General features: G+C 57.2%; 21 protein-coding genes. 9 read left to right on the top strand and 12 right to left on the bottom strand.

Annotated elements, in window-relative coordinates:
* Positions 1-191 precede the first annotated feature (191 nt).
* Both glpX and fpr read left to right on the top strand, forming a co-directional pair.
* Positions 192-1,202 carry a class II fructose-bisphosphatase gene (gene glpX, locus QQF33_RS11325; protein WP_285148574.1) on the top strand — a complete coding sequence of 337 codons (1,011 nt, stop codon included), beginning with the start codon at positions 192-194 and terminating at the stop codon, positions 1,200-1,202.
* A 96-nt stretch (positions 1,203-1,298) separates the two neighbouring features.
* Entirely contained in the window at positions 1,299-2,045 is a 747-nt protein-coding gene (gene fpr, locus QQF33_RS11320) for a ferredoxin--NADP(+) reductase (RefSeq protein WP_285148576.1), read from the top strand.
* Here fpr and QQF33_RS11315 read toward each other — a convergent pair whose 3' ends face one another.
* Positions 2,046-2,465, bottom strand: coding sequence for a DUF805 domain-containing protein (locus tag QQF33_RS11315; protein ID WP_095283969.1), 420 nt, complete (start codon positions 2,463-2,465; stop codon positions 2,046-2,048).
* 112 nt (positions 2,466-2,577) lie between these two features.
* Here QQF33_RS11315 and QQF33_RS11310 point away from each other — a divergent pair, with 112 nt between their 5' ends.
* Both QQF33_RS11310 and tpiA read left to right on the top strand, forming a co-directional pair.
* Positions 2,578-3,168, top strand: a complete 591-nt coding sequence (locus tag QQF33_RS11310) for a DUF1454 family protein (protein ID WP_282492152.1) — start codon at positions 2,578-2,580, stop codon at positions 3,166-3,168.
* Positions 3,169-3,279: 111 nt separating this feature from the next.
* A complete protein-coding gene (gene tpiA / locus QQF33_RS11305) occupies positions 3,280-4,047 on the top strand; it encodes a triose-phosphate isomerase (protein WP_100778367.1) in 768 nt (255 codons plus the stop codon).
* A 107-nt stretch (positions 4,048-4,154) separates the two neighbouring features.
* On the opposite strand, the gene QQF33_RS11300 is transcribed toward tpiA, so the two are convergent.
* The 6 genes from QQF33_RS11300 to cpxP form a co-directional block, all read right to left on the bottom strand.
* Positions 4,155-5,459, bottom strand: coding sequence for an SLC13 family permease (locus QQF33_RS11300; RefSeq protein ID WP_285148578.1), 1,305 nt, complete (start codon positions 5,457-5,459; stop codon positions 4,155-4,157).
* Positions 5,460-5,532: 73 nt separating this feature from the next.
* Entirely contained in the window at positions 5,533-6,276 is a 744-nt protein-coding gene (locus QQF33_RS11295; protein WP_285157826.1) for a CDP-diacylglycerol diphosphatase, read from the bottom strand.
* A gap of 104 nt (positions 6,277-6,380) precedes the next feature.
* Positions 6,381-7,370 carry a sulfate ABC transporter substrate-binding protein gene (locus QQF33_RS11290; RefSeq protein ID WP_282492156.1) on the bottom strand — a complete coding sequence of 330 codons (990 nt, stop codon included), beginning with the start codon at positions 7,368-7,370 and terminating at the stop codon, positions 6,381-6,383.
* 210 nt (positions 7,371-7,580) lie between these two features.
* On the bottom strand, positions 7,581-8,543 hold the full coding sequence (gene pfkA / locus QQF33_RS11285) for a 6-phosphofructokinase (protein ID WP_100778363.1): 963 nt from the start codon (positions 8,541-8,543) through the stop codon (positions 7,581-7,583).
* A 175-nt stretch (positions 8,544-8,718) separates the two neighbouring features.
* The gene (gene fieF, locus QQF33_RS11280; RefSeq protein ID WP_285146522.1) at positions 8,719-9,624 is read right to left on the bottom strand and encodes a CDF family cation-efflux transporter FieF; all 906 of its coding nucleotides are present in this window, start codon (positions 9,622-9,624) and stop codon (positions 8,719-8,721) included.
* Positions 9,625-9,777: 153 nt separating this feature from the next.
* The gene (gene cpxP / locus QQF33_RS11275; protein ID WP_248859345.1) at positions 9,778-10,278 is read right to left on the bottom strand and encodes a cell-envelope stress modulator CpxP; all 501 of its coding nucleotides are present in this window, start codon (positions 10,276-10,278) and stop codon (positions 9,778-9,780) included.
* Positions 10,279-10,428: 150 nt separating this feature from the next.
* Between cpxP and cpxR the strand changes: the two genes are divergently transcribed.
* Both cpxR and cpxA read left to right on the top strand, forming a co-directional pair.
* Positions 10,429-11,127 carry an envelope stress response regulator transcription factor CpxR gene (gene cpxR / locus QQF33_RS11270; RefSeq protein ID WP_006179159.1) on the top strand — a complete coding sequence of 233 codons (699 nt, stop codon included), beginning with the start codon at positions 10,429-10,431 and terminating at the stop codon, positions 11,125-11,127.
* Positions 11,124-12,497, top strand: a complete 1,374-nt coding sequence (cpxA, locus tag QQF33_RS11265) for an envelope stress sensor histidine kinase CpxA (RefSeq protein ID WP_095283986.1) — start codon at positions 11,124-11,126, stop codon at positions 12,495-12,497. The genes cpxR and cpxA overlap by 4 nt, the downstream gene beginning before the upstream one ends.
* Before the next feature lie 112 nt (positions 12,498-12,609).
* On the opposite strand, the gene yiiM is transcribed toward cpxA, so the two are convergent.
* From yiiM to sodA, 3 genes are all read right to left on the bottom strand, one after another.
* A complete protein-coding gene (gene yiiM, locus QQF33_RS11260) occupies positions 12,610-13,284 on the bottom strand; it encodes a 6-hydroxyaminopurine reductase (RefSeq protein WP_285148585.1) in 675 nt (224 codons plus the stop codon).
* A 78-nt stretch (positions 13,285-13,362) separates the two neighbouring features.
* Complete coding sequence (locus QQF33_RS11255; RefSeq protein WP_285157825.1) at positions 13,363-18,747, bottom strand: Ig-like domain-containing protein; 5,385 nt, start codon at positions 18,745-18,747, stop codon at positions 13,363-13,365.
* A gap of 243 nt (positions 18,748-18,990) precedes the next feature.
* Positions 18,991-19,611: a superoxide dismutase [Mn] gene (gene sodA, locus QQF33_RS11250; protein WP_063144341.1), complete on the bottom strand. Its 621-nt coding sequence runs from the start codon at positions 19,609-19,611 to the stop codon at positions 18,991-18,993.
* A 291-nt stretch (positions 19,612-19,902) separates the two neighbouring features.
* Here sodA and rhaT point away from each other — a divergent pair, with 291 nt between their 5' ends.
* Positions 19,903-20,937, top strand: coding sequence for an L-rhamnose/proton symporter RhaT (gene rhaT, locus QQF33_RS11245; RefSeq protein WP_282492161.1), 1,035 nt, complete (start codon positions 19,903-19,905; stop codon positions 20,935-20,937).
* Here rhaT and rhaR read toward each other — a convergent pair whose 3' ends face one another.
* Positions 20,938-21,786, bottom strand: coding sequence for an HTH-type transcriptional activator RhaR (rhaR, locus tag QQF33_RS11240; protein WP_285157824.1), 849 nt, complete (start codon positions 21,784-21,786; stop codon positions 20,938-20,940).
* Between the two features lie 72 nt (positions 21,787-21,858).
* Positions 21,859-22,695, bottom strand: coding sequence for an HTH-type transcriptional activator RhaS (gene rhaS, locus QQF33_RS11235; RefSeq protein WP_282492163.1), 837 nt, complete (start codon positions 22,693-22,695; stop codon positions 21,859-21,861).
* Between the two features lie 301 nt (positions 22,696-22,996).
* Between rhaS and rhaB the strand changes: the two genes are divergently transcribed.
* Both rhaB and rhaA read left to right on the top strand, forming a co-directional pair.
* Positions 22,997-24,466, top strand: coding sequence for a rhamnulokinase (rhaB, locus tag QQF33_RS11230; RefSeq protein ID WP_285157823.1), 1,470 nt, complete (start codon positions 22,997-22,999; stop codon positions 24,464-24,466).
* Positions 24,463-25,722, top strand: coding sequence for an L-rhamnose isomerase (gene rhaA, locus QQF33_RS11225; protein WP_285148591.1), 1,260 nt, complete (start codon positions 24,463-24,465; stop codon positions 25,720-25,722). Before rhaB ends, rhaA begins: the two co-directional genes overlap by 4 nt.
* Positions 25,723-25,830: the final 108 nt, after the last annotated feature.

Raw genomic sequence — 25,830 nt, 5'->3', positions numbered from 1 at the left:
TCTCTCCCACGGGCTCAGTGGCACCAGGGCCGGGTGATGCTCACCGGTAACCTCCCGATGATCAGTCGGGGATCTTCTCCGCAGAAGCGGAGAAGATCAAGACATAAGGGCCGGGGTGAGGGCATCAAACCGCACCCTCCCCCACTCTGTGATAAACTTCGTGCAATTCCTTTTGACTGCACGAGTATCTGATGAGACGTGAACTTGCTATCGAATTCTCCCGCGTAACCGAAGCCGCCGCCCTGGCGGGCTACAAATGGTTAGGCCGCGGCGATAAAAATATCGCTGACGGTGCTGCCGTCCACGCGATGCGCATTATGCTCAACCAGGTCAACATTGACGGTACCATCGTCATCGGCGAAGGCGAGATCGACGAAGCGCCAATGCTTTTCATCGGTGAAAAAGTCGGGACCGGCAACGGCGACGCGGTGGACATCGCCGTCGACCCGATCGAAGGCACCCGCATGACCGCCATGGGTCAGGCCAACGCGCTGGCGGTACTGGCCGTCGGCGACAAAGGCTGCTTCCTCAACGCCCCAGATATGTACATGGAAAAGCTGATTGTCGGTCCGGGCGCAAAAGGATCTATCGATCTCAACCTGCCGCTGGAAGAGAACCTGCGCAATGTCGCTGCCGCGCTGGGTAAACCCCTCGGCGATCTCACCGTCACCATTCTGGCGAAACCGCGCCACGACGCCACCATCGCACAGATGCAGCAGCTGGGCGTGCGGGTGTTTGCCATTCCTGACGGCGACGTCGCGGCGTCGATTCTGACCTGTATGCCCGATAGCGAAGTCGATGTGCTGTATGGCATCGGTGGCGCACCGGAAGGCGTGGTGTCTGCCGCGGTCATTCGCGCGCTGGACGGCGATATGCAGGGCCGCCTGCTGGCGCGTCATGACGTCAAAGGCGACAGTGAAGAGAATCGTCGCATCGGCGAAGACGAGCTGGCACGCTGCAAAGCGATGGGCATCGAGGCCAACAAAGTGCTGCGTCTCGACGAAATGGCGCGCAGCGATAACGTCATCTTCTCGGCCACCGGCATCACCAAAGGCGATCTGCTGGACGGCATCACCCGCAAGGGCAATATGGCGACCACTGAAACCCTGCTGATTCGCGGCAAATCCCGCACCATCCGCCGCATTCAGTCGATTCACTATCTCGATCGCAAAGACCCGAACGTACAGACGCACATTCTGTAAGGCAATTTGTTCGAATGAGCTTTCCAGCCGCAGCAGGCTGGAAATCTCCCTCGCAAGAATGGAAGATAGCGTAAGAAAACAGCTCAGGAGAATGTTATGGCGGAGTGGGTAACAGGAAAAGTCACTAAGGTAGAGTTCTGGACCGATGCACTATTTAGCCTCACCGTGCATGCCCCCATTCACCCTTTTACCGCCGGGCAATTCGCCAAGCTGGGGCTGGAGATTGACGGCGAGCGCGTGCAGCGCGCTTACTCTTACGTCAATGCGCCCGATAATCCGGATCTGGAGTTTTATCTGGTCACCGTGCCTGACGGTAAATTAAGTCCGCGTCTGGCGGCGTTGAAACCGGGCGATGAAGTTCAGATCGTCAGCGAAGCGGCGGGTTTCTTCGTGCTGGAGGAGATTCCGGACTGCGACACCCTGTGGATGCTGGCGACCGGCACCGCCATCGGGCCGTATCTGTCGATTCTGCAATACGGACATGATCTGGAGCGGTTCAACAATATCGTGCTGGTTCACGCCGCGCGCTATGCCGCCGACCTGAGCTATCTCCCGCTGATGCAGGAACTGGAAAAGCGTTACGAAGGGAAGCTGAAAATCCAGACCGTGGTGAGCCGCGAAACGGCGGAAGGCTCACTGACCGGGCGCGTTCCGGCGCTGATTGAGAGCGGAGAGCTTGAAGCAGCCGTTGGGCTGACGATGACCACCGAAAACAGTCACGTGATGCTGTGCGGTAACCCACAGATGGTGCGCGACACCCAGCAGTTGCTGAAAGATTCCCGGCAGATGACCAAACACTTGCGTCGTCGACCGGGCCATATGACCGCTGAACACTACTGGTGATCAGAGGTACTTCACGTCCAGCGTGTCTTTCCCGTATTTATTTTCGCCCTGGGTGCCAACAAACGCGCCCAGGTCGATCACGGTCATCACAAAAATGACGGTTGGGATCAGTTTGCCCACCACCCACGGCAGAATGGACGGCAACATCGACCAGTTTCCTGCGACCAGCATCCACGCCAGAATGATCAGCAGCGCCCACAGGCCAGAGCGTCCGCGATCGTGCAGACGTTTCACCATCACCGACGCCGTTGGCCAGAGCAGACACACCAGCGCAAACGCCGCCGTTTGGGTGCCCAGCCAGTTGCTGTAGGCCAGGCCGAAAAGCACCAGCATCGCGACAATCCACGTACCAATCCAGATCCAAAAATCACGGCGTCCAATACGCCCTTTGAATGAAAACAACCACTGCTGTATGGTCATGTCAGGTTCCTTATTATCGTATGGCGCGTAGTTTACCCTGGAGTGGTGACTTTTTGACAAGCAGACCAGATATCGTTTTAATCATGAACAGTAACGTACAGGGACAATCTTCATGAAAAGTTGGGCTTACTCTTTTTGGCTGTGTTGCACCCTGCTGAGCGCCAGCTTTTCCATTTTCGCCGCCGACGCGCCGGCGACTGCGCCCTATCTTTTGCAGGGCGCGCCGTCGTTTGATCAGTCGATCAGTGAGTTTCGCGAAGCCTTCAACAAAGAGAACCCGAAGCTGCCGCTGGGCGAATTCCGCGCCATCGACAGCGCCCGCGATACCCCTACCCTGACCCGCGCCGCCAGCAAAATTAACGAAAATCTCTACGCCTCCACGGCGCTGGAGCGCGGCACGCTGAAGATCAAAAGCATGCAAATCACCTGGTTGCCGATTCAGGGGCCAGAGCAAAAAGCCGCGAAAGCCAAAGCGCTGGAGTACATGAGCGCCATTTTACGCGCCTTTACCCCGATTCTGACTAAAGCCCAGAGCCAGCAAAAGCTGCAAAAATTGCTGACAAGCGGCAAAAACAAACGCTACTACGCCGAAACGGAAGGCGCGATCCGCTATGTTGTCGCAGATAACGGCGAAAAGGGACTGACCTTCGCTGTTGAACCGATTAAGCTGGCACTATCTGACGCACTCGGAGGGGCGAATTAATGACAAAAAGCAAAGCCTTTCGAGGGAAAATCTCTATACTGATTCACAGACCATGCTGCTCTCACGGGCGGCCATAATCCTTAATTCGCTTATTGAGCGTGGAGAATTGAAATGCGACATCCTTTAGTGATGGGTAACTGGAAACTGAACGGCAGCCGCCACATGGTAAACGAGCTGATTGCCAACCTGCGTAAAGAGCTGGCTGGCGTGACCGGCTGTGCGGTAGCGATCGCTCCACCAGACATCTATCTGGATCTGGCTAAACACGCCGCTGACGGCAGCCACATCGTGCTGGGCGCGCAGAACGTGGACGTTAACCTGTCTGGCGCATTCACCGGTGAAACCTCTGCAGAAATGCTGAAAGATATCGGCGCACAGTACATCATCATCGGTCACTCTGAGCGTCGTACTTACCACAAAGAATCCGACGAGTTCATCGCGAAGAAATTCGCTGTGCTGAAAGAACAGGGTCTGACTCCGGTTCTGTGCATCGGTGAAACCGAAGCAGAAAACGAAGCGGGCAAAACCGAAGAAGTGTGCGCACGTCAGATCGACGCAGTGCTGAAAACTCAGGGCGCAGCGGCGTTCGAAGGCGTGGTTATCGCTTACGAGCCAGTCTGGGCGATCGGTACTGGCAAATCTGCGACTCCAGCGCAGGCACAGGCTGTTCACAAATTTATCCGTGACCACATTGCTAAAGCCGACGCGAAAGTGGCTGAGCAAGTGATCATTCAGTACGGCGGTTCTGTAAACGCGTCTAACGCAGCAGAGCTGTTCACCCAGCCGGACATCGACGGCGCGCTGGTTGGCGGCGCATCCCTGAAAGCAGACGCTTTCGCGGTGATCGTTAAAGCAGCAGAAGCGGCTAAACAGGCTTAATCGCTGTTGCCCTCACCCCTGCCCTCTCCCACAGGGAGAGGGTGATTCAATTCCCTCTCCCTGTGGGAGAGGGTTAGGGTGAGGGCATCAAACCGCACAGATCTGTCCTACAGCCGTCCCAGCACGCTAAACCACAAATAATCCAGCGGCAGCAGCACCACATACGTCGCCACCGCCAGCGCCAGACACAGCAACATCCCCGCTCTCGCAGGCACTTTCCCGAGCCCCATCGCCACCACAATCGGCGACGCCTGATACGGCAACAGCGGCGTGGAATACCCCAGCACCTGGATCATAATCACCGACAGCAGCGGAAACCCGGTCGCATCCGAGAAACTTTGCGCCAGGGTGGTATACAGCGCGGGCACGCCGTTGGCGGTCATAATGAAATTGAGCGCCGTGGTGATGCCCGTCAGAGCGAGGAAACTGGTGAAAGGTTTATCCGCATCGAGCGGCATCAGGCGCAGCAGCGCCTCACCAACGGCACTGCCGATACCCGTTTGCGTCACGGTGATCGCCAGCCCCAGAATCCCCGCCACGTAGATGCAGGTGCGCATATTCACCCCCGCGGAAAACTCTTCGCCGGTGATAAACCCAATGCGCGGGAGCATCACAATCACCGACGCCGCCAGCCCCGTCCAGGCCGGGCCTACGCCGTGCCAGCTCTCCGTCACCCACATCACCAGCACCACCGCCAGCAGCCACGCCAGACGCTTCTCATCGCGCCCCATCGGCTCGGCAGGCGCGAGATCCCGCGCGGGTTTTGGCGCGCCTGGGAACAGCCAGCAGATCAGACCGATCAGAATCAGTCCTTTGAGAATACCGAGTACCGGCGTATGCAGCAGCAGATAGGGCACGTAGTTCAGGTGGATACCGTATGAGCCTTCCGCCGCGCCGCTCATCACCAGGTTCGGGACGTTAGCGGGCAGGATGGTCGCCGAGAGCTGAAAAGTGCCAAACCCGACGGCCAGCGCCAGGCCATACCACGCCCGCGAGCCGTCCGCGATGCTGGCCCGTTTCGCCATCGCCGCCACAATCGGCATCAACAGCGCGATGCGTCCCATGTTGGATGGCATCACGAACGCGAGGGCATAACTCAGCAACACCACGCTCGCCACCATCAGCGGCCACGAATCGGTAAGCTTCGCCGAGAGCGCCCGCGCGGCCCTGTCCGCCAGGCCCGTTTTGCGGATCGCCACGCCGAGCACGAATCCGCTGAACACCAGCCAAAATGCTGACGAGGCAAAGCCGCCAAAAATCACATCCGGTGGCGCGATTTTGGCAGTCATCGCCGCCGTGAAGAACAGCAGCGCGGTGATAAATTCCGGCAGGAGCGAGGTCGCCCACAGCACGATGGTGACGCCAACGATAACCGAGGGCAGGAACAGAGGGTGGGTAAACCAGAGCGACATACCTGTCTCCTGTAGATTTTTTCAGCAAGTCTACGGGGACAGGCAGCGCGAGTAAACGCGATTTATGGTGGGGTTACTGGAGGATACGGCATTGATGATCCTGCAATTCCTCAGCGGACGCGCGGTTAAGCAGCAGCAGATTGCGCTCCGTCGCCAGCAGCACAAAGGAGCCGTCGGACTGCTGGGCCATCGCCAGCGCAAAGCGGCCCATATGCTCGCGCGCTTCCGGCAGTTCATCGGCCAGCATCATAAACGGACTGCGCTGCACCAGCTCGTTTTCCGTCACCCGTCGCGCCAGATATTCATGTCCTTCCAGCCCGCCGGGGAACGGCAGCCACTGGGTGCTGATCTGCCCCTGATTCGCATCCAGCTTTTCCCGCACGTCGGCGCGCAGGCAGGAGATGTGGATATGGAAGTGGTTTTGCGTACGTCCAGTCGGGGAGTTGATGGTCAGTGAGACCGCGCTGTCAGGCACCTCTGCGCCGCGTTTCATGCTCATAAAATTGCGCGACTGCCACGCCAGCCAGAAGAAGTTAGGCGTTTGCGGCTCGGTCAGCAGCGGGCTTTCGGTGCCGTTGATGCGGTACGTCGGCATCAGGAGATACTGCAGCGGGCCGTTGCGGTCTTTAAACACCACGTAACCGGCGTCCGGTTTGACCTGCGCGCACGGCGCGGGCTGACGGTTGTTCAGCTGATTCGGCACACACTGGTCGAGAACGATGTGGCGTAACGCGTCGGGATTGCCGGTCTTCATCCACAGCCAGCCGCCAGCGGCGAGGACAACGACAGCCACAATGAGGGCAATGATCTTCTTCATAACGCGTTCCCTGTTTTCGTAAGAGGCTAAAGAGTAACGCAAAATCATGACAAATAAAAAAGCCCGGCGGATTTCTCGCGCCGGGCCACTGTGTCATGCGTTGATTAGCGTTTGCTGATCTGGTCGAAGGTACCGCCGTTAGAGAAGTGCTCTTTCTGCGCTTTCGCCCAGCCGCCAAACTCCTCGTCGATGGTGTACAGCTTCAGTTTCGGGAACTCGCTGTCATATTTCTTCGCCACCGCCGCATCGCGTGGACGGTAGAAGTTCTTCGCGGCGATCTCCTGGCCTTCAGGCGAGTAGAGATATTTCAGGTAGGCTTCTGCCACCGCTTTGGTGTCTTTCTTCTCGACCACTTTGTCGACGATGGAAACGGTCGGTTCCGCCAGAATCGATTCGCTTGGCGTCACGATCTCAAACTTGTCTTTGCCGAGTTCGTTGGTCGCCAGCAGCGCTTCGTTTTCCCACGCAATCAGCACATCGCCGATACCGCGTTCAACGAAGGTATTGGTCGAGCCGCGCGCACCGGAGTCCAGCACTTCGACGTTTTTAAACAGGGATTTGACGAAATCCTGGGCTTTGGCCTGGTCGCCGTTGTTGTGATGCAGGGCGTAGCCCCACGCTGCCAGGTAGTTCCAGCGTGCGCCGCCGGAGCTTTTCGGGTTCGGGGTGATGACCGACACGCCCGGTTTAATCAGGTCGTTCCAGTCATGAATCTGTTTTGGGTTGCCTTTACGCACCAGGAAGACGATGGTCGAGGTGTATGGCGCAGAGTTGTCCGGCAGGCGTTTGATCCAGTTTTTATCAATACGACCACGTTCCGCAATGGCGTCAACGTCATAGGCCAGCGCCAGCGTGACCACGTCGGCTTCAATGCCGTTGATGACGGAGGTCGCCTGTTTGCCTGAGCCGCCGTGCGACTGGCGAATCACCACGTTATCGCCGGTTTCTTGTTTGTAGTGGGCCGCAAAGGCTTTGTTGTATTGATCGTAAAGCTCACGCGTCGGATCGTACGACACGTTCAGTAACTGGATATCCTTCGCCAGAACGCTGCTTGATGCCAGCAATAACGTTAACCCCACGCCCCATTTATTCATCTTCCAACTCTCATTGTGTTGTGTTTGATGAATGCAGCGTGCCAGAAAGCGAACCAATGATTAAAGAATAAAAAAAGATTGGCTATAACGGAGTGGAATAAAAAATGTTCAAAGGGAGAAAAAAGTAGGGCGGATAAGCGCAGCGCCATCCGCCTTTTTTTGCCCGGTGGCGCTGACGCTTACCGGGCCTACGATGTTCGCGAGAGCAAATTAATACAGCTTTTTCGCGCAGTCCAGCCAGTCACCTTTGAACGGACGCTTCATGTTTTCAATCGCGTCGATGATGTCATGGTGAACCAGTTTTTCGTTCTGAATACCGACGCAACGACCGCCGTGGCCCTGCAGCAGCAGATCGATCGCATACGCGCCCATACGGGAAGCCAGGATACGGTCGTAAGGACCCGGGGAGCCGCCGCGCTGGATGTGACCCAGAACCGTGGCGCGGGTTTCGCGTTTGGTTTCGGTCTCAATGTATTTCGCCAGCTCGTCAACGTCGCAGATGTGCTCGGTAATCGCCACGATGGCGTGTTTCTTACCTTTCGCGATGCCCGCTTTGATTTCGTTAACCAGATCTTCGCGGCTGAATTCCACTTCTGGTACCACGATGAACTCACAGCCGCCCGCGATCGCGGCCGCCAGGGTCAGGTCGCCACAGTAACGGCCCATCACTTCAACGATGGAGATACGCTGGTGAGATGAAGAGGTGTCACGCAGACGGTCAATCGCTTCAACAACGGTACCCAGCGCGGTGAAGAAGCCGATGGTGTAGTCGGTGCCTTTGATGTCGTTGTCGATGGTGCCCGGCAGACCGATGCATGGGAAGCCCATTTCAGTCAGACGTTTTGCACCCATATAAGAGCCGTCACCGCCGATAACTACCAGCGCGTCGAGGCCGCGTTTCTTCATGTTTTCGATAGCCACTTCGCGGATGTGCTCTTCGCGGAATTCCGGGAAGCGCGCAGAACCGAGGAAGGTACCGCCACGGTTAATCATGTCAGATACGCTGTAGCGATCCAGTTGCACCATGCGGTCTTCATACAGACCCAGGTAACCGTCATACACGCCAAAAATTTCCAGACCTTCTGTCAGCGCTGCACGCACAACTCCACGAATGGCAGCGTTCATGCCTGGCGCATCACCGCCGCTTGTCAACACACCGATTTTCTTAATCATGACTACCTCTGAACTTAGGAATGCAAAAATGAAATCTGTTGCCGGAAGACGTCTATTCGACCAACCAATACTGCAAATAGTATATCAATCACTTCCAGCTGAATTGATTCAGGTCAGACCCAATGGCGGTAATTTATCCACAAAATGCTGGCCTGGCTCACTTTTTTACAACGAATTACGAAAGCTCAAAATGTCCTTTGCCTTCCCTGGGTACGACTGAGCAGGGGTCCTGGTGAATAATCACGTCCGAACCCGGGAAACGCTGCAAAATCGCCTGCTCTACCTGTTCAGCCACTAAGTGGGCCTGAACCAGCGGTAAATTGTCTTCCATTTCTAAATGAATCTGAATAAAGCGGGTCGGCCCTGACTGCCGCGTACGAAGATCGTGAGCCCCACTGACGCCGGGCCAGGAGGTGACGATTTCAAAGATTTCTTCTCGTTCGGCATCGGGAAGCGCGCGGTCGAGAAGCGATTGCACCGCTTCATACCCCATGCGCAGGGCGCTGTATAAAATATAAACCCCAATCCCTAACGCGAACAATGCGTCGGCACGATGCCATCCGTACCACGCCAGTCCGAGCGCAATAAGAATCGCGCCATTCATCATAACATCAGACTGATAATGAAGCATATCCGCCCGTACCGCCTGACTTTGCGTCCTGCGAACCACCCAGCGCTGGAAAGTTACCAGAACAATTGTGCTAATAAGTGCGATAACGGTGACCACCACGCCGACGCCCGGATCTTTCATCGGCGTCGGTGACGCCAGATGCTGAATCCCGGTCAAAAACAGGAACAGCGCAGAGCCGGAAATAAACATACTTTGCGCCAGCGCCGCCAGCGATTCCGCCTTGCCGTGGCCGAACGTGTGCTCTTCATCCGCCGGTTGCAGCGAATAGCGCACCACCAGCAGGTTGGTGAGGGACGCGGCGATATCCACCAGCGAATCCACCAGCGCCGCCAGAATACTGACCGAGCCCGTATACCACCACGCAAAAATTTTGATGATCAGCAAACACGACGCCATGACCGTCGCGGCGATTGCGGCACGGCTTACCAGCCTGCCATAGGATTGATTCATAAACACTCCTGTCATGCCATGCCGCTAGTATAACGGATGGAAAAGGAGTCAAAGGATGAATAAACGGTTAACAAACTTGAATGAAGGGCAAAAAAAACCCCCACATCATGTGGGGGAAGACAGGGATGGTGTCTATGGCAAGGAAAACAGGGTCTACTGGTTACTACGGGTATTGCTACTGAAAAACTTTGTCTCAGAGCTTTGTTGCATCCGGGCAACCTCACGCAACTGGTCCATCCGTTGCTGATGTTTGTCGTTCAAAACCGCTTGCTGCTCGGGCGATAGCAGGTGGAACATCTGGTTGCGAACCCTGGCCATTTCGACCTGGCGGGCAACTTGTTCCTGCGCCATCTTTTCTGCCTGAGCGCGTACAGCGCTTTCGTCAAAATTTTCTGCGGTGACAAGGCGATGCATTGTCTCCATTTCGCTAACATTAACAGGGAGTCGATCGTGTCGTGCCCTGTGCATCAGATCTCGCATCTGTTGACGCTGATGTTCGGTTAAACTTATGCCGTCAAACATGTTGCTTTGGCCACTGTGCTGCGTAATACCCTCTGCCGAGGGACCGTTATCGCCGGTGATGACTCCAGCAGCCTGGCTAAGAGCACTAAACGCCAGTGTTGAGGCCATGACGGCAGCGGTAACTTTGCGCATCACTTGCTCCCAAAATCTTTCGTGTCGCGATTCAACGAGAGCTAGTTTACGATTCGGGCTGCAAACATGCGTCAGGGGGTGTAAAACAACGTAAAGTCATGGATTAGATAGCCTTGATGTCGTAATTTCTGCCTCGGAGGTATTTAAACAATGAATAAAATCCTGTTAGTTGATGATGACCGAGAGCTCACATCCCTTTTAAAAGAGTTGCTCGACATGGAAGGCTTTAACGTTCTGGTTGCCCATGACGGGGAACAGGCGCTGAGTCTGCTTGACGACAGCATTGATTTGCTTTTGCTTGACGTGATGATGCCGAAGAAAAACGGTATCGATACGCTGAAAGAATTACGCCAGACACACCAGACTCCCGTCATCATGCTGACCGCGCGCGGCAGCGAACTGGATCGCGTTCTCGGCCTTGAGCTGGGCGCGGATGACTATCTGCCTAAACCCTTTAACGACCGTGAACTGGTCGCCCGTATCCGCGCGATCCTGCGCCGTTCCCACTGGAGCGAGCAGCAGCAGAATACGGACAACAGTTCTCCGACCTTAGAAGTGGACTCCCTGAGCCTGAACCCAGGTCGCCAGGAAGCGAGTTTCGACGGCCAGACGCTGGAACTGACCGGCACCGAGTTCACCCTGCTGTATCTGCTGGCGCAGCATCTCGGCCAGGTAGTCTCGCGTGAACATTTAAGCCAGGAAGTGCTCGGCAAGCGCCTTACGCCGTTTGACCGCGCCATCGACATGCACATCTCTAACCTGCGCCGTAAGCTGCCGGAGCGCAAAGACGGTCACCCATGGTTTAAAACCCTGCGTGGTCGCGGTTATCTGATGGTTTCCGCTTCATGATAGGCAGTTTAACCGCCCGCATCTTCGCCATTTTCTGGCTGACGCTGGCACTGGTTTTAATGCTGGTTTTGATGTTGCCTAAACTCGACTCACGCCAGATGACGGAGCTTCTCGACAGCGAGCAACGTCAGGGCGTGATGATCGAGCAACACGTGGAAGCCGAACTGGCAAACGACCCGCCTAACGATTTGATGTGGTGGCGCAGGCTGTTTCGCGCTATCGACAAGTGGGCGCCGCCCGGACAACGCCTGCTGCTGGTCACCAGCGAAGGCCGCGTGATTGGCGCGGAACGCAATGAAATGCAGATCATCCGCAACTTCATTGGCCAGGCGGATAACGCCGATCACCCGCAGAAAAAGAAATATGGTCGGGTAGAGATGGTAGGGCCATTTTCCATCAAGGATGGGGAAGATAATTACCAACTCTATCTGATTCGCCCGGCGAGCAGCTCCCAGACCGACTTTATCAACCTGCTGTTTGACCGACCGCTGCTGCTGCTGATTGTCACCATGCTGCTGAGTTCTCCCCTGCTGTTATGGCTGGCGTGGAGCCTGGCGAAACCGGCGCGTAAGCTGAAAAACGCCGCCGATGAAGTGGCGCAGGGCAACCTGCGACAGCACCCGGAACTGGAAGCCGGGCCGCAAGAGTTCCTCGCCGCCGGGGCCAGTTTTAACCAGATGGTGACCGCGCTCGAGCGAATGATGACCACTCAGCAACGCCTGCTGTCGGACATCTCCCACGAGCTGCGCACGCCGCTGACGCGCTTACAGCTGGGCACCGCGCTGCTGCGTCGTCGCAGTGGTGAGAGCAAAGAGCTGGAGCGTATCGAGATGGAAGCGCATCGTCTGGACAGCATGATCAACGATCTGCTGGTGATGTCGCGCAATCAGCAGAAAAACGCGCTGGTGAGCGAAACGGTGAAAGCCAATCACCTGTGGCACGAGGTGCTGGACAACGCGGCGTTTGAAGCGGAACAGATGGGCAAGTCGTTCACCGTCAACTTCCCGCCTGGCCCATGGCCGCTGTACGGTAACCCCAACACGCTGGAGAGCGCGCTGGAGAATATCGTGCGTAACGCCCTGCGGTACTCGCATACGAAGATTGAGGTGGCGTTCTCGGTCGATAAAGACGGCATCACCATCAACGTGGATGATGACGGTCCTGGCGTGAGCCCGGAAGACCGCGAGCAGATTTTCCGTCCGTTCTATCGCACCGATGAAGCGCGCGATCGCGAATCCGGTGGGACAGGGCTGGGGCTGGCGATTGTTGAGACCGCCATTCAGCAGCATCGCGGCTGGGTGAAGGCCGATGATAGTCCGCTTGGTGGATTGCGGTTGACGCTGTGGTTGCCGCTGTACAAGCGTTCGTAGTCGCTGTGGTGCCGGGTGGCGGCTGCGCCTTACCCGGCCTACAGGTTCGGTTTGGGTTTTGTAGGCCCGGTAAGCGTAGCGCCACCGGGCAACGCAAGCCGCACGGAACCCCCTATTTCCCCCACAACCTCCGTGAATTATCCTCGATCTGTGCGCTAATACGCCGCTTCTGCATCGTTCTCGTCCAACTGGTGGATAACCCCGCTGCCGACAACAAACGACGATACTGCTCATCATCAAACGGCATATGCCACGCAATCGCGCAGGCATCATAAACCGACACATCGCTCAGGCGAGAAGCCAGCTCCAGGGGCGCATCTGCCGACACCTGCCCTGCCAGAATCACCCGATACAGCCAGCCGGTTTTACCCGCCGTTTGCAGCTGCGCGGACATATCGCTGATGCCGAAATGGTAGTTAAGCTTAAAGCACGGCGAGCGCGGCTGCGTCACCTGAATCAACGCATCACCCCAGCGGAAAATATCGCCGATAAACACGTTCTGTTCGGTCATCCCGTCCGTCGACAGATTTTCACCAAACGCCGGGGCAACGAACAGATCCGCCTGCTCGGGAAATTCCCGCGCCCAGTGCTGATAGTGCTCGCGCGGATAGTGGCACAGCGCGCGCTCTGGCCCGCCGTGGATTTTCTTCTCGGCCTGCTCATCTCCCGCCAGCCCGAGTTCGGTCAGAGTCAGTTCGCCGTCGACCTGGACTTTGGCAATAGCGCTCGGGCGGCTGCCGTCGTAGTCCCTGATCTTCCCTGTAAACACATTCACCGGATAGTGCATGGTTCGTTGCTCCTTGAGGCAAAAAAAGCGAGCCCTCAGACTCGCTTTTCCCTCTTCTGCGTGCAAGCTTTTTTGCCGCTATTGCACCGTCAGATCGACCGTCAGTTTGTAGTCAAACGTATAGCTGGAGTACCAGTCTTCGCCCCTGAAATTGATAATCCCGATGTAGTGCCCGGCTGGTAACGTCGGGTTATCCGCCTTATCGAAGGTAAAGACCGCATAGATTGGCGCATCGGTCACCTCACAGGTTACCGCAGCGTTCAGTGGCCGCCGCGTGCAAAGAGACTGGCGATAGCCTTTAACATTCACGCTGTACTGCTTTCCATCAGTGGCGACAAGGGCGATCGGCGTAGAGACACTCGCATAGCCCGAAGGCGCCCAGTCCAGTGACGTGGGTCCCACGGTCGGCGAGACGGTCACAAACCCTTGCGACGGGAAACCGACGATAGGCGGCGATTTGTATTCCGAGGTGGCAGAGTTAATCACCCAGCTATCGTTGATGTTATTGATAAACACCACGTTATCCACTTTCAGCGTTGAGCCACCCGCAGAAGCTTGTGCTGTGACGGCGGCCAGGCCGACGTCGTGACCTGAAAGGCTGACGTACGCCACGCCGTCATTGCTGGTCAGGGTGCTTGCTGCCGTCAGCTTGTTGAGTGACGTAGTCCACACCACTTCCGCATTCGGCACCAGGTTACCGTGGGAATCTTTCACCGTGGCGGTATATTTCACCGCGTCCGCGCCGTTAGCCGCGACGGTTGTTTTATCCGACGTTAATGTCACCACCGTGGCGGTTTTGCTGTCGCCGATAAAACTCACTTTGGCGGCGTGCATCACGCCTCCCGTGACCGGCAGCGTTGCGGTAACCACCGCATCCCCGGCCTGGGTTGTCGAGCCCAGAATGCTCGCATTCCCCATCGCATCGGTGACGCTGCTGGTCCCGCTGAGCGCCAGAGAGGCGCTGTCGCTGCTCCAGTTGACCGTGACGCCCGACAGATTATTCCCGTTACCGTCCTTCACGTTGGTCACCCAGGTCACTTTCTCCTGACCGTCCGCAACGGCCTTCGTTTTATCCGCTTTCAGGGTCTTAAGCGTGGCGCTGCGCGGATCGGCAATGTAATCGACCGTCACCGTTTGCTTGCTGTTGTTGATCCCCACGCCGACGACCGTAGGCTTCGCGGTCGTCGCCATAAATGACGTCTCAGCGATACCATTAAAATCGGTCACGCTGGACTCGCCCAACTGGAACACAACGCTGTCGTTGTCCGTGCGCCAGTACACCACCGCGTTGCGGACCGGGTTATCGTTTTCATCTGTGACCAATGCCTGCAGCGAGACGGTATCGACCCCCGCCACCAGCCCTGTCGTCTGGCTCGCCACCAGCGACGCCACTTTCTCCGTGGCGGTATCAGATATGTAAACCATTATCGGCGAGGTTTTTTGCGTGCTGTTAAAGGTGGCAACGGCTCTCAGCGGCCCACGGTCTGTCGAGGTTATCGTGACGCTCGACTGGCCATTGGCATCCGTCGGCTGATTGTCCGCTGATAAGCTGTAATCCATCGATGAAATCACCGCATGCCAGCTGACCATCGCCTGCTTCACCACGTTGCCGTACTGATCTTTCACCACGGTCGACAGGGTAATGGGATCGCTGCCGTTAGCCGTGGCGGTGTTTTTATCGACATCAATCGCCCCCGGCGTCGCGCTCTGCAGATCGGGCACGATGTCTAAGGTCAGCATTTTTGGATTCTTGTTGATCGCCCTCGCGGTAATCTGCGTCGGCATGGCCAGCGTACTGCCGTAAGTCGCCGTAGCGATCCCATTGCTGTCCGTCATGCTGTTCTCAGTACTGAATTCCCCGCTGGCATTATCGCCGCTCCAGGTCACTTTCATGCCCTCAATCGGCAGACCATTGTCGTCTTTCACCACCGCAGCAAGCGTTACGGTATCCCTGCCCGCGGTGATGTCCGCCATTTTATCGGCGGTCAGCACACGCACAGCCGCCGTGGCAACATCTGCGGTAAAAGTGACGGGCTGTGAGGTCTCTTCATCGCCGTTCACGACGCCTTTAACGAGATAGCTACCCAGCTGGTTAGCGCTCAATTCGACGGAGACCTGCCCTTGAGCGTCGCTGGTTCCTGTGCTTTGCGAGAGCAAACCGGTGGACGGCGTGACCGACCACACCACGGGGATGTTGTTCAGGGGATTGCCCGTTCTGTCCGTCACCTGGCCGCTGATGATGACTTTATCGACGCCATTCGCCACCGCCGTTGACTTGCTGGTTTTCAGACCACCCAACTGCGCCGTCGAGACATCCCCAATCAACGTCACCACAGGCGCATTCCAGGCCGTGCCACCCCCGGCTTTGGCGCTGACATTCACATCCCCGGTGGTCTTCGAGGTCATGGTGACGATCGCCACGCCGGTGGCATCCGTCCGGGACGTCGCCCCGGACAATTTCGCCGTTGCAGGCGTCACCGCCCAGTTCACCAGCTGATCGTTGAGCGGATTCCCCTCGGCATCTTTCACCGTTGCGCTGTACGTCACCGCATCGGTCCCGTTTGCCAGGGCCTGGGTTTTATCGACCGTCACCGCCGTCACTTTGGCCGTTGCCGTATCGGCGATAAAGGTCATTTCCGCCGAGTTCACCGCCGCGCCCGTCGTTGAACTGGCCGACACGACCACCGTGCCAGGATGTTCAGAGGTCACAGTGATGACGCTCTCGCCCTGCGCGTTCGCCGTGGTCTGCGCGTCACTCAGCGTGGCCTGGCCCTGCACCACCGTCCATTTCAGCGGCGCTGTCGCCACCGGATGATCGCTGGCATCGACCACTTTTGCCGTCAGCGTCACCCGATCGTTACCATTCGCCGTGGCCTGGGTTTTGTCGGCCTGCACGGATTTGGCGGTGGCCGTGGTGCTGTCAGAGGTAAAGCTCAGCGTGGCCGAGGTCTGCGTTTGCTCCTCCAGCTTCGCGGAGACTTCCAGCGCCTCGACGGTTGATGAGGTCACGCTCACACCGGCCTCGCCCTTAACGTCCGTGGTCGCGGAGGCGGCAGAGAGATGCGCCGTCGCACTGGCCGTCTGCCAGGTCACTTTTGCCCCCTGAACCGGGTTCTTATTGGCATCGACGACTTTCACATTCAGGCCGATCCCGTCCTGGCCGTTAGCCAGCCCGGTGGTTTTGCTGGCGGAAATCGCGCCCATCACCGCGCTGTCAGCATCGGCGGTGAAGGTTAATGTCTTGGATGACACCGCTGCGCTGCTGCCCGTCGCGGCGGAAATCACCGCGTCTCCGGCCAGCGCCGTCGTCAGTGAAATCGTCGCCACGCCGTTGTCGTCCGTGGTGCTCTGATTGTCCGACAAGTGGACGCCGTTCGTAGACGAAGTAATCGCCCATTTAACCGGCTGGTTAGCCAGCGGATGTTCGCTCGCATCGACCACGTGGGCGCTGAGGGTAATCGTCTCCTGCCCGTTCGCCTTCGCGCGCAGCTTGTCCGCGTCCACCTCGGCCACTTTTGCCGTTTGCAGGTCCGTCGTGAACTGCAGGACGCTGCTCTTCACCGTCTCGCCGTTTTCCAGCCCGGCGGTGACCGTCGCTCCCAGCACCGCTTTGCTGGTCAAGGTCACCGTCGCATGGCCCTGCGCGTCACTCACGCTTTGCTCTGCCGATAAAACCGCGTCGGGGTTATCCACCTGCCACGTCACCGGCACGCCCGCCGCGGGCTGGTTAGTGCGCGTGTTAGTCACCTGCGCCGTCAGGGTGATCGCATCCTGGCCGTTCGCCAGCGCGGCCGGTTTGGTCGCATCCATCTGGACGAAGTGATACTGCGTATTGGCCGCCAGCAGCGTGATGGTCGCCTTGCTGAGCAGCGTGCTGTTATAGCGAGACTGAATGATGACCGTGCCCGGCGTCATGCCGCTGGTGTAGGTGCTGACGTAGACGCCAGGGCTTTGTTCGACGAATGGCGTAATTTTTTCGCTCGTGGATGGCGCGGCGCTCAGGCGTTTAACGCTCATCTTTTTTGCACTGACGGGATGGATGAGCTGGGCGCTAAGCTGTTCTGCCACGCCGCCGATAGGTTTTCCGGTTCCGGACATGACCGTCAATGTCACCGGCGTGGAGCTGACGCCGTCGGCAATGAGATTATCGCTGGAGACGGTGGTCTGCGTGGTCGCCGTGACCGGGTTATAGCCTTTCACTTCCACGCTAATCCAGGCTTTATCTGAGGCGTTACCTTTGCTGTCATAGGCCGTCGCGGACATGACATAAATATTCTTTTCGGCACCCTCTGGCTGATATTCCGGAAGAACAATCGACCATGCGCCGTTGTTTTCACTTATTTTTCCGCCATGACTCATCAGCTCGGAATCCTGCCAGACAATATGACTTAAGGGATATTTCGTGGCTATTTTCACGGCGACAGGTAATGTCTCAGATTCAACCCCTTCAATATGCTGAGGAAGTGAAAGTGAGATTAATTCTTTTTTTCGATATTCCAGCACAATATTATTATTGCGGCTGACCAGATCTAAACGGCTGCCGCGTAATGTCCGACGCGCCTGAACATTATCCGCATCCAGCTGATCGGCGAAAGGCACGCCCGCCATCCAGTTAATATTCATTTCGACCTGGCTTTCGTGCTGATCGCCCTTCCCGGCTTTATGATTCACGCCCAACGTCACCAGCGGAACCGGGGTGTAATTCAATCCTGCGGTCACTGCATAGGGATTGCGCTGGCGCTGGTCTTTATCGCTGCCCATCAACGCCACGTCTTTGCCGTAATACTGCTCCCACATCAGCTGCATGCCCAGCTGCGGGTAAGCGGGCAGATACCCTTCCGCCCGCAGGTCATAGCCGTTCGCCACGCGCTCTTCGTAGTCCTCGTGCGCGGTGGAGTCTTTCCACCCGGAGAGGCGCGCATAGCCGTTGGCGCTGAGTTTGAGATAGTCCCAGCCCAGTTCGCCGCCTACGCCGAGACGCTGGTGCGTGTTGTCGGAAATCTGTTGATCGTAGAAGGTGTTTACCCCCCACATCCAGCTGTCGGAGAAATGGCGATAGCCGACGCCCAGATTGATCACATTGCGGTCGTCTGCGCGGCGAATGCCCGACTGGGTGAAAATCAGGTGCTGATCTTTATCATACAGTGGCAGCAGCAAATCGAAGTCAGCGCTGGCCAGCGAAAACTGCCTGTCGACGCCCAGGTTGACGCGCGCCGTCCCATACTGCTGGAGCCATTGCTGAACTTCAGAGGTGGCTTTTCCGCTGGTGCTGTTGACCAGGCTATTAATGACGGCATCCATGCGGTCATTCTGACTTAATAGCGTTCCCGCGGATGAAACATCCGCCGCCAGCGTTTTTTCATCCGCCTGAGCCGGGAAAGAAAATAAAAAAGAATGAAAGACTAATAAATAACAATAGAGAATAATATTCAGAGAGGCTGTTATTTTTCCAGTACCGCGCATAAATACACCTGAAACATCCGGAAATAAGAATTTTCGCAATAATGTCTCAAAAGCGCACGCATTACCAATACAGAACCTAAGGTCTATCCGAAGAATAAATAATACGCCCGTAAATAAAGATAATTTAAAAATAGACGTTGGGAAAAGTTGAGCGTTGGGGAGAGTAGTTTCAGCGTTGCTCAAAAACGCGCAGATAAAAAAAAAGCCTGACCAACAGGCCAGGCTTTCGAACTCAGTGACGACTTACTTTTTAGCAGCGAAACGTGCTGCTGCTTCGTCCCAGTTCACCACGTCCCAGAAGGCTTTGATGTAGTCCGGGCGACGGTTCTGGAATTTCAGGTAGTAAGCGTGTTCCCACACGTCCAGGCCCACGATTGGGAAGCCGGATGCGCCAGAGATTGCTTCACCCATCAGCGGGGAATCCTGGTTCGCAGTGGAAACCACAGCCAGTTTGTCACCTTTCAGTACCAGCCATGCCCAGCCAGAACCGAAACGGGTCGCTGCCGCTTTTTCAAACTCAGCTTTGAAGTTGTCCACGGAACCGAAGTCGCGCTCGATAGCGGCTTTCAGATCGCCCTGCAGGGTAGTGCCGGTTTTCAGGCCTTTCCAGAACAGGCTGTGGTTAGCGTGACCGCCAGCGTTGTTACGCAGAACGGTTTTCTTGTCAGCTGGCAGTTGATCCAGTTTGGTGATCAGCTCTTCAGCAGACAGGCTGGCGAATTCTGGCAGGCTTTCCAGCGCTGCGTTCGCGTTGTTCACGTAAGTCTGGTGGTGTTTAGTGTGATGGATTTCCATCGTCTGCTTGTCGAAATGCGGTTCCAGTGCGTCATAGGCATACGGCAGGGATGGCAGTGTATAACTCATAATCCTCTCCATTATTGTCGGGCGGCACAGCTGTTAATGCCGCGTAAGCAGTTGGTTCATTATAGTTAATTAAATGATATTGAAAATGATTATCAATGCCGTAGTTTTTCTAAGGTTATTCGTTTTTGTACCAATGCCGAATTTGTGAGTCTGCTCACGCGGTTAACGCGCTGATTGCCATAGACAAGAAAAGTGCGGCAACCTTCTGAAGGTTCGCTCGCCGCTTAATTTTTACACTCATCGGGTCGGAGGGAAGCCACCGGCCTATAAAAACGATGAGGACGTAAAAAAATGAATCATGCGATTACGATGGGTATTTTCTGGCATTTGATAGGCGCAGCCAGTGCAGCCTGTTTCTATGCCCCGTTTAAAAAGGTGAAACACTGGTCATGGGAAACCATGTGGTCCGTGGGCGGTACGGTCTCCTGGCTGATCCTGCCGTGGACCATCAGCGCCATTCTGTTGCCCGATTTCTGGGGGTATTTCTCCTCCTTTAGCGCCTCCACGCTGCTGCCGGTCTTTCTGTTCGGCGCGATGTGGGGCATCGGCAACATCAACTATGGTCTGACCATGCGCTATCTCGGGATGTCGATGGGCATCGGGATTGCGATTGGCATCACCCTGATTGTCGGCACGCTGATGACGCCAATCCTGAACGGTAATTTCGACGTGCTGATCAACACCAAAGGCGGCCAGATGACGCTGCTGGGCGTGCTGGTGGCGGTGGTCGGCGTGGGGATTGTCACCCGCGCGGGGCAGTTGAAAGAGCGCAAAATGGGTATTCGTGCGGAAGAGTTCAACCTGAAGAAAGGGCTGATTCTGGCGGTGATGTGCGGCATTTTCTCCGCCGGGATGTCGTTTGCCATGAACGCCGCCAAACCGATGCATGAAGCGGCGGCCGCGCTGGGCGTGGATCCGCTCTACGTTGCCTTGCCAAGCTACGTGGTGATCATGGGCGGCGGTGCGCTGGTTAACCTCGGCTTCTGCTTCATTCGTCTGGCAAAAGTGAAGAACCTGTCGGTAAAAGCCGACTTCTCGCTGGCAAAACACCTCATCATCAGCAACGTGCTGCTGTCGGCACTCGGCGGCCTGATGTGGTATCTGCAGTTCTTCTTCTATGCCTGGGGCCACGCCAGCATTCCGCCGCAGTATGACTACATGAGCTGGATGTTGCACATGAGCTTCTACGTGCTGTGCGGCGGGATTGTCGGGCTGGTGCTGAAAGAGTGGAACAACGCCGGACGGCGTCCGGTGAGCGTGCTGAGCCTGGGTTGCGTGGTGATTATTATTGCCGCCAACATTGTCGGTCTTGGCATGGCGAATTAATCACGCCGCTTTTCGACTGTGATGACGCCACTGAACCGGCGTCATCCCCACCTCGCGATTGAACACCACCGAAAAGTAGTTACTGTCCTCAAAGCCGCAGCGCGTCGAGACCTCACTCACCATCAGCTCCGTATGTTGCAGCAGATACTGCGCGTGGCAGATACGCAGCTGGCGCAGGTAGTGGTTCACCGTCATCCCCGTCTGGGTGCGGAACTGCTGGCGCAACGCGCGCTCGCTGCACTGCTCCTGCTCACAAAATTTCTCCAGCACAAAGCTACGGTTCAGACTTCCCGCGAGCGTGGTGATGAGCTTATCCAGCAGCGCTTCCTGCTCGGTGGCTGAAGGGTTGTCCGTGGCGTAGCGGTAGCGTTTGAGGGTCATCACCAGCTGGGCGAAGAGCAGCTCGGCCATCTCGTTCGCGCCCGGCTCGGCCTTCAGGCTCTCCTGTTCTAACTGGGTGATGACGTGGCGCACCTGGGTCATGCCGTTACTACTCAGGCGCCATTGCGGGGCGGTGTGCGCCTCATTAAATCCGGGGATATGCCCTGCCCAGTCGACATTGAGTTTGAGCCGGTCCGGGCAGTAAATCACGTTCTGTAAAACCAGGTCGTTGACCGAGGCGTAGGAGTGCTTGTCTTCCGCGCGGATATAAAACAGATCGCCGCGGGTGATGCGATACGGGCGGTCGTTGAGGACGTGCAGGCCGTTGCCGCGCCACACCAGCACCAGCTCGCAAAACTCGTGCGTGTGCTCGGCAAAGACGTTTTGCGGATAGCGATCGGCCACCGCGACGGCCTGCCCGGCGTTAGCAAAGAAATCGGTTTTACGAAGGATTAACGGAGCGCCCACAACACACCTCAGCGGCTAATAACCTGCCATTATTAGCCGTTTTGCGCTGAAAAAACGGTGATTGTCCTCGCGTTACTGAAGTGACGCATCCCGTCCCTGGCGGATTTCGCGCGGCGACCAGCTAAATTCCCGGCGAAACAGCGTCGAAAAGTGGTTACTGTCGCCAAACCCGCAGCGATAAGCGATATCCGTCACGCTCTCGTCCGTGTGGCGCAGCAGGTGGCGGGCTTTGATTAGCCGCAGCCGGTTGAGATAGCGCTGCGGCGTCAGGCCCGTGTGCTGCTTGAGCTGGCGATGCAGCGTGCGCAGGGAGAGCGAAAACCTGTCTGCCACCGTCTCCCAGCACACCTCTTCCGCGAAGTGATCTTCCAGCCACGCCATCAGCAGATTGAGGCGCGCATCGTTGTTTTCCGCCCCTTCCACCAGGCTGCTGCGGCGCAGCAACACCAGCAGCTGCATAAACAACAGCTCCCGGCTGGCGCGGGCGTGGGTTTCGGCATTGTCTTCGGCGTTTTCCATCTGCCCCACCAGCTGACGCACCTGTTGCAGCGTCGACTGATTCACCCGCCAGTGCGACGGGTAATGCCCGTCCTGCTCCTGGGGCAGCAGCTGGTTGAGCCCGGAGAGAAACTGGAACGCATCCGGGGAACGATAAAGCACGTTGGTCAGGCACAGATTGTCCGTATGTTCATACAAGTGCCGGTCATGGTCGCGCACGAAGCACACCGTCCCGCCGCTGATGGTGTAGGGCTGGCCGTTAAACACGTGAATGCCCGTCCCGTGCTCAACAATCACAATCTCATGAAAATCATGATGATGTTCAGGAAAAGCCGCCTGAGGCAGCCGCGGCTCGATCGCCACCGGCGAACTTCCTGAAGGGAAAAAATCCACGCTGTGCAGTACGGTCATAACGGCCACCACCAATGAGAAATGTTCTCAAAATAGTAATTAAGGGCCGGGTTTCTCACCTTCAATTTTCGACGTCAAAGCGTGCAAAGCCTGTCCGTTTTTCAAGAAACGGCGGGAAAGATCGGGAAATGCGGCAACGGTCACACGGCCTGAAAACCGCGTCATGACTGGAAACTGTGAACTCCCTCACGTTCATCTTTGCTTTCTTGCCAGCGCGGGATTTTGCCTGTCAGTGGCGAGAAGGTGCGTTTTTCTTCCCTTTCTTAGACTGTTTCGCAATGACTCCAAGAAGGACCGAATTATGACCTCTCGCCATTGTGTGGCTGTCGATTTAGGCGCATCCAGCGGGCGCGTAATGCTCGCCAGCTACGTGCCTGCACAGCGTGCACTTTCGCTTCGTGAAATCCATCGCTTCGGTAACTGCCTGCAAAAGCAGGACGGCGTGGAGACCTGGGATATTGACAGTCTGGAAGCGGAAATCCGCACCGGTCTGAACAAAGTCTGCGACGAAGGGATTCTGATCGACAGCATCGGGATTGACACCTGGGGCGTCGATTTTGTCCTGCTCGACCGCAACGGCAACCGCATCGGCCTGCCCGTCTCCTACCGCGACAGCCGGACCGACGGCGTGATGGCCCGCGCCATTGACCAGCTCGGCAAAGCCGACATCTACGGGCGCAGCGGCATCCAGTTCTTACCCTTTAACACCCTCTATCAGCTGCGCGCCCTGGTGGAACAGCAGCCGGAGCTGGTGGCGAACGTCGCCCACGCCCTGCTGATCCCGGATTACTTCAGCTACCGCCTGACCGGGAAAATGAACTGGGAATACACCAACGCCACCACCACCCAACTGGTGAACATCAATTCCGATACCTGGGATGAACACCTGCTCGGCTGGACCGGCGCCGCAGCCAGTTGGTTCGGTACGCCGACCCATCCCGGGAATGTGATCGGTCACTGGATTTGCCCACTGAAAAATGAAATCCCGGTGGTCGCCGTCGCCAGCCACGATACCGCCAGCGCGGTGATTGCCTCGCCGCTGGCAGACAAAAACGCGGCCTTTCTCTCATCCGGCACCTGGTCGCTGATGGGCTTTGAGAGCAAAACGCCCTACACCTGCGAAAAGTCGCTGGCGGCGAACATCACCAACGAGGGCGGCGCGGAAGGCCGCTACCGGGTGCTGAAAAATATCATGGGGCTGTGGCTGCTCCAGCGAGTGCTGAAAGAGCAAAACATTACCGACCTGGCGCGCCTGATTGCCGACACGGAAAAGCTGCCCGCCTGTCGTTTCGTCATCAACCCGAACGACGATCGTTTTATCAATCCGCGCAACATGAGCGCCGAGATCCAGGCCGCCTGCCGCGAGAGCGCGCAGCCCGTGCCGCAGACTCCGGCTGAGCTGGCGCGCTGCATTTTTGACAGCCTCGCCCTGCTCTACGCCGACGTCCTGAACGAGCTGGCGGCGCTTCGCGGTAAGCCCTTCAGCCAGCTGCACATTGTCGGCGGCGGCTGCCAGAACCAGTTGCTGAACCAGCTCTGCGCCGACGCCTGCGGGATCACCGTGGTCGCCGGCCCCGTGGAGGCCTCGACGCTGGGCAATATCGGCATTCAGCTGATGACCCTGGACGAGCTTTCCAGTGTTGACGATTTCCGGGCGGTGGTGACTCACAACTACCCGCTCACCATTTTTACCCCTAATCCCTGCCATGAAATTGCCCGCTATCAGGCGCAGTTTCTGCAAAAACGACTGACAAAGGAGCTTTGCGCATGACCACTCAACTTGAACAAGCCTGGGAACTGGCTAAACAGCGTTTCGCCGCCGTGGGCGTGGATGTCGAAGAGGCGCTGCGTCAGCTCGACCGTCTGCCGGTCTCCATGCACTGCTGGCAAGGCGACGACGTCGCTGGCTTTGAAAACAGCGGTGGCGCGCTGACGGGCGGCATTCAGGCGACCGGCAACTATCCGGGCAAAGCGCGCAATGCCACCGAACTGCGGGCCGATCTGGAGCTGGCGCTGAGTCTGATTCCTGGCCCAAAACGCCTGAACCTGCACGCGATTTACCACGAAGCCAGCGAGCCGGTGGCGCGTAATGAAATCAAACCGGAACACTTTAAGAACTGGGTGGAGTGGGCCAAAGCCAACAAACTGGGGCTGGATTTTAACCCGTCCTGCTTCTCACATCCCCTGAGCGCCGACGGTTTTACCCTCTCGCACGCCGACGATGAAATTCGCCAGTTCTGGATCGACCACGTCAAAGCTAGCCGCCGCGTGTCGGCGTACTTCGGTGAACAGCTCGGCACGCCGTCGGTGATGAACATCTGGATCCCGGACGGCATGAAAGACATCACCGTGGACCGCCTGGCCCCGCGCCAGCGTCTGCTGGAAGCGCTCGACGAAGTGATCAGTGAGAAACTCAACCCGGCGCACCACATCGATGCGGTGGAAAGTAAGCTGTTCGGCATTGGCGCGGAGAGCTACACCGTCGGCTCGAACGAGTTCTACATGGGTTACGCCACCAGCCGCCAGACCGCTCTGTGCCTGGACGCGGGCCACTTCCACCCGACCGAGGTGATCTCCGACAAAATCTCCGCCGCCATTCTGTACGTCCCGCGCCTGCTGCTGCACGTCAGCCGCCCGGTGCGCTGGGACAGCGACCACGTGGTGCTGCTGGATGACGAAACTCAGGCCATCGCCAGCGAAATCATCCGCCACGACCTGTTCGACCGCGTGCACATCGGTCTCGACTTCTTCGACGCCTCCATCAACCGCATCGCGGCGTGGGTGATCGGCACCCGCAACATGAAAAAAGCCCTGCTGCGCGCCCTGCTGGAGCCCACGGCGGCCCTGCGTACGCTCGAAGAGCAAGGCGACTACACGGCGCGTCTGGCGCTGCTCGAAGAGCAAAAATCCCTGCCGTGGCAGGCCGTGTGGGAGATGTACTGCCAGCGCAACGATGCGCCAGCGGGCAGCCAGTGGCTGGACAACGTGCGGGCGTATGAGAAAGAGGTTTTAGCGGCTCGCAGCTAAAACAACCCTCACCCCTGCCCTCTCCCTGAGGGAGAGGGAGAAAAACCAGCGCACCTCCCTGTGTGTGAGGGAGAAAACCAGCGCTCCGAACAGTCCCCTCTCCCTGTG

Source organism: Lelliottia wanjuensis (assembly GCF_030238365.1).
GTDB lineage: Bacteria > Pseudomonadota > Gammaproteobacteria > Enterobacterales > Enterobacteriaceae > Enterobacter > Enterobacter wanjuensis.
The sequence above is the reverse complement of the archived record's forward strand: the minus strand, read 5'-3'. Positions and strand labels throughout refer to the sequence as shown.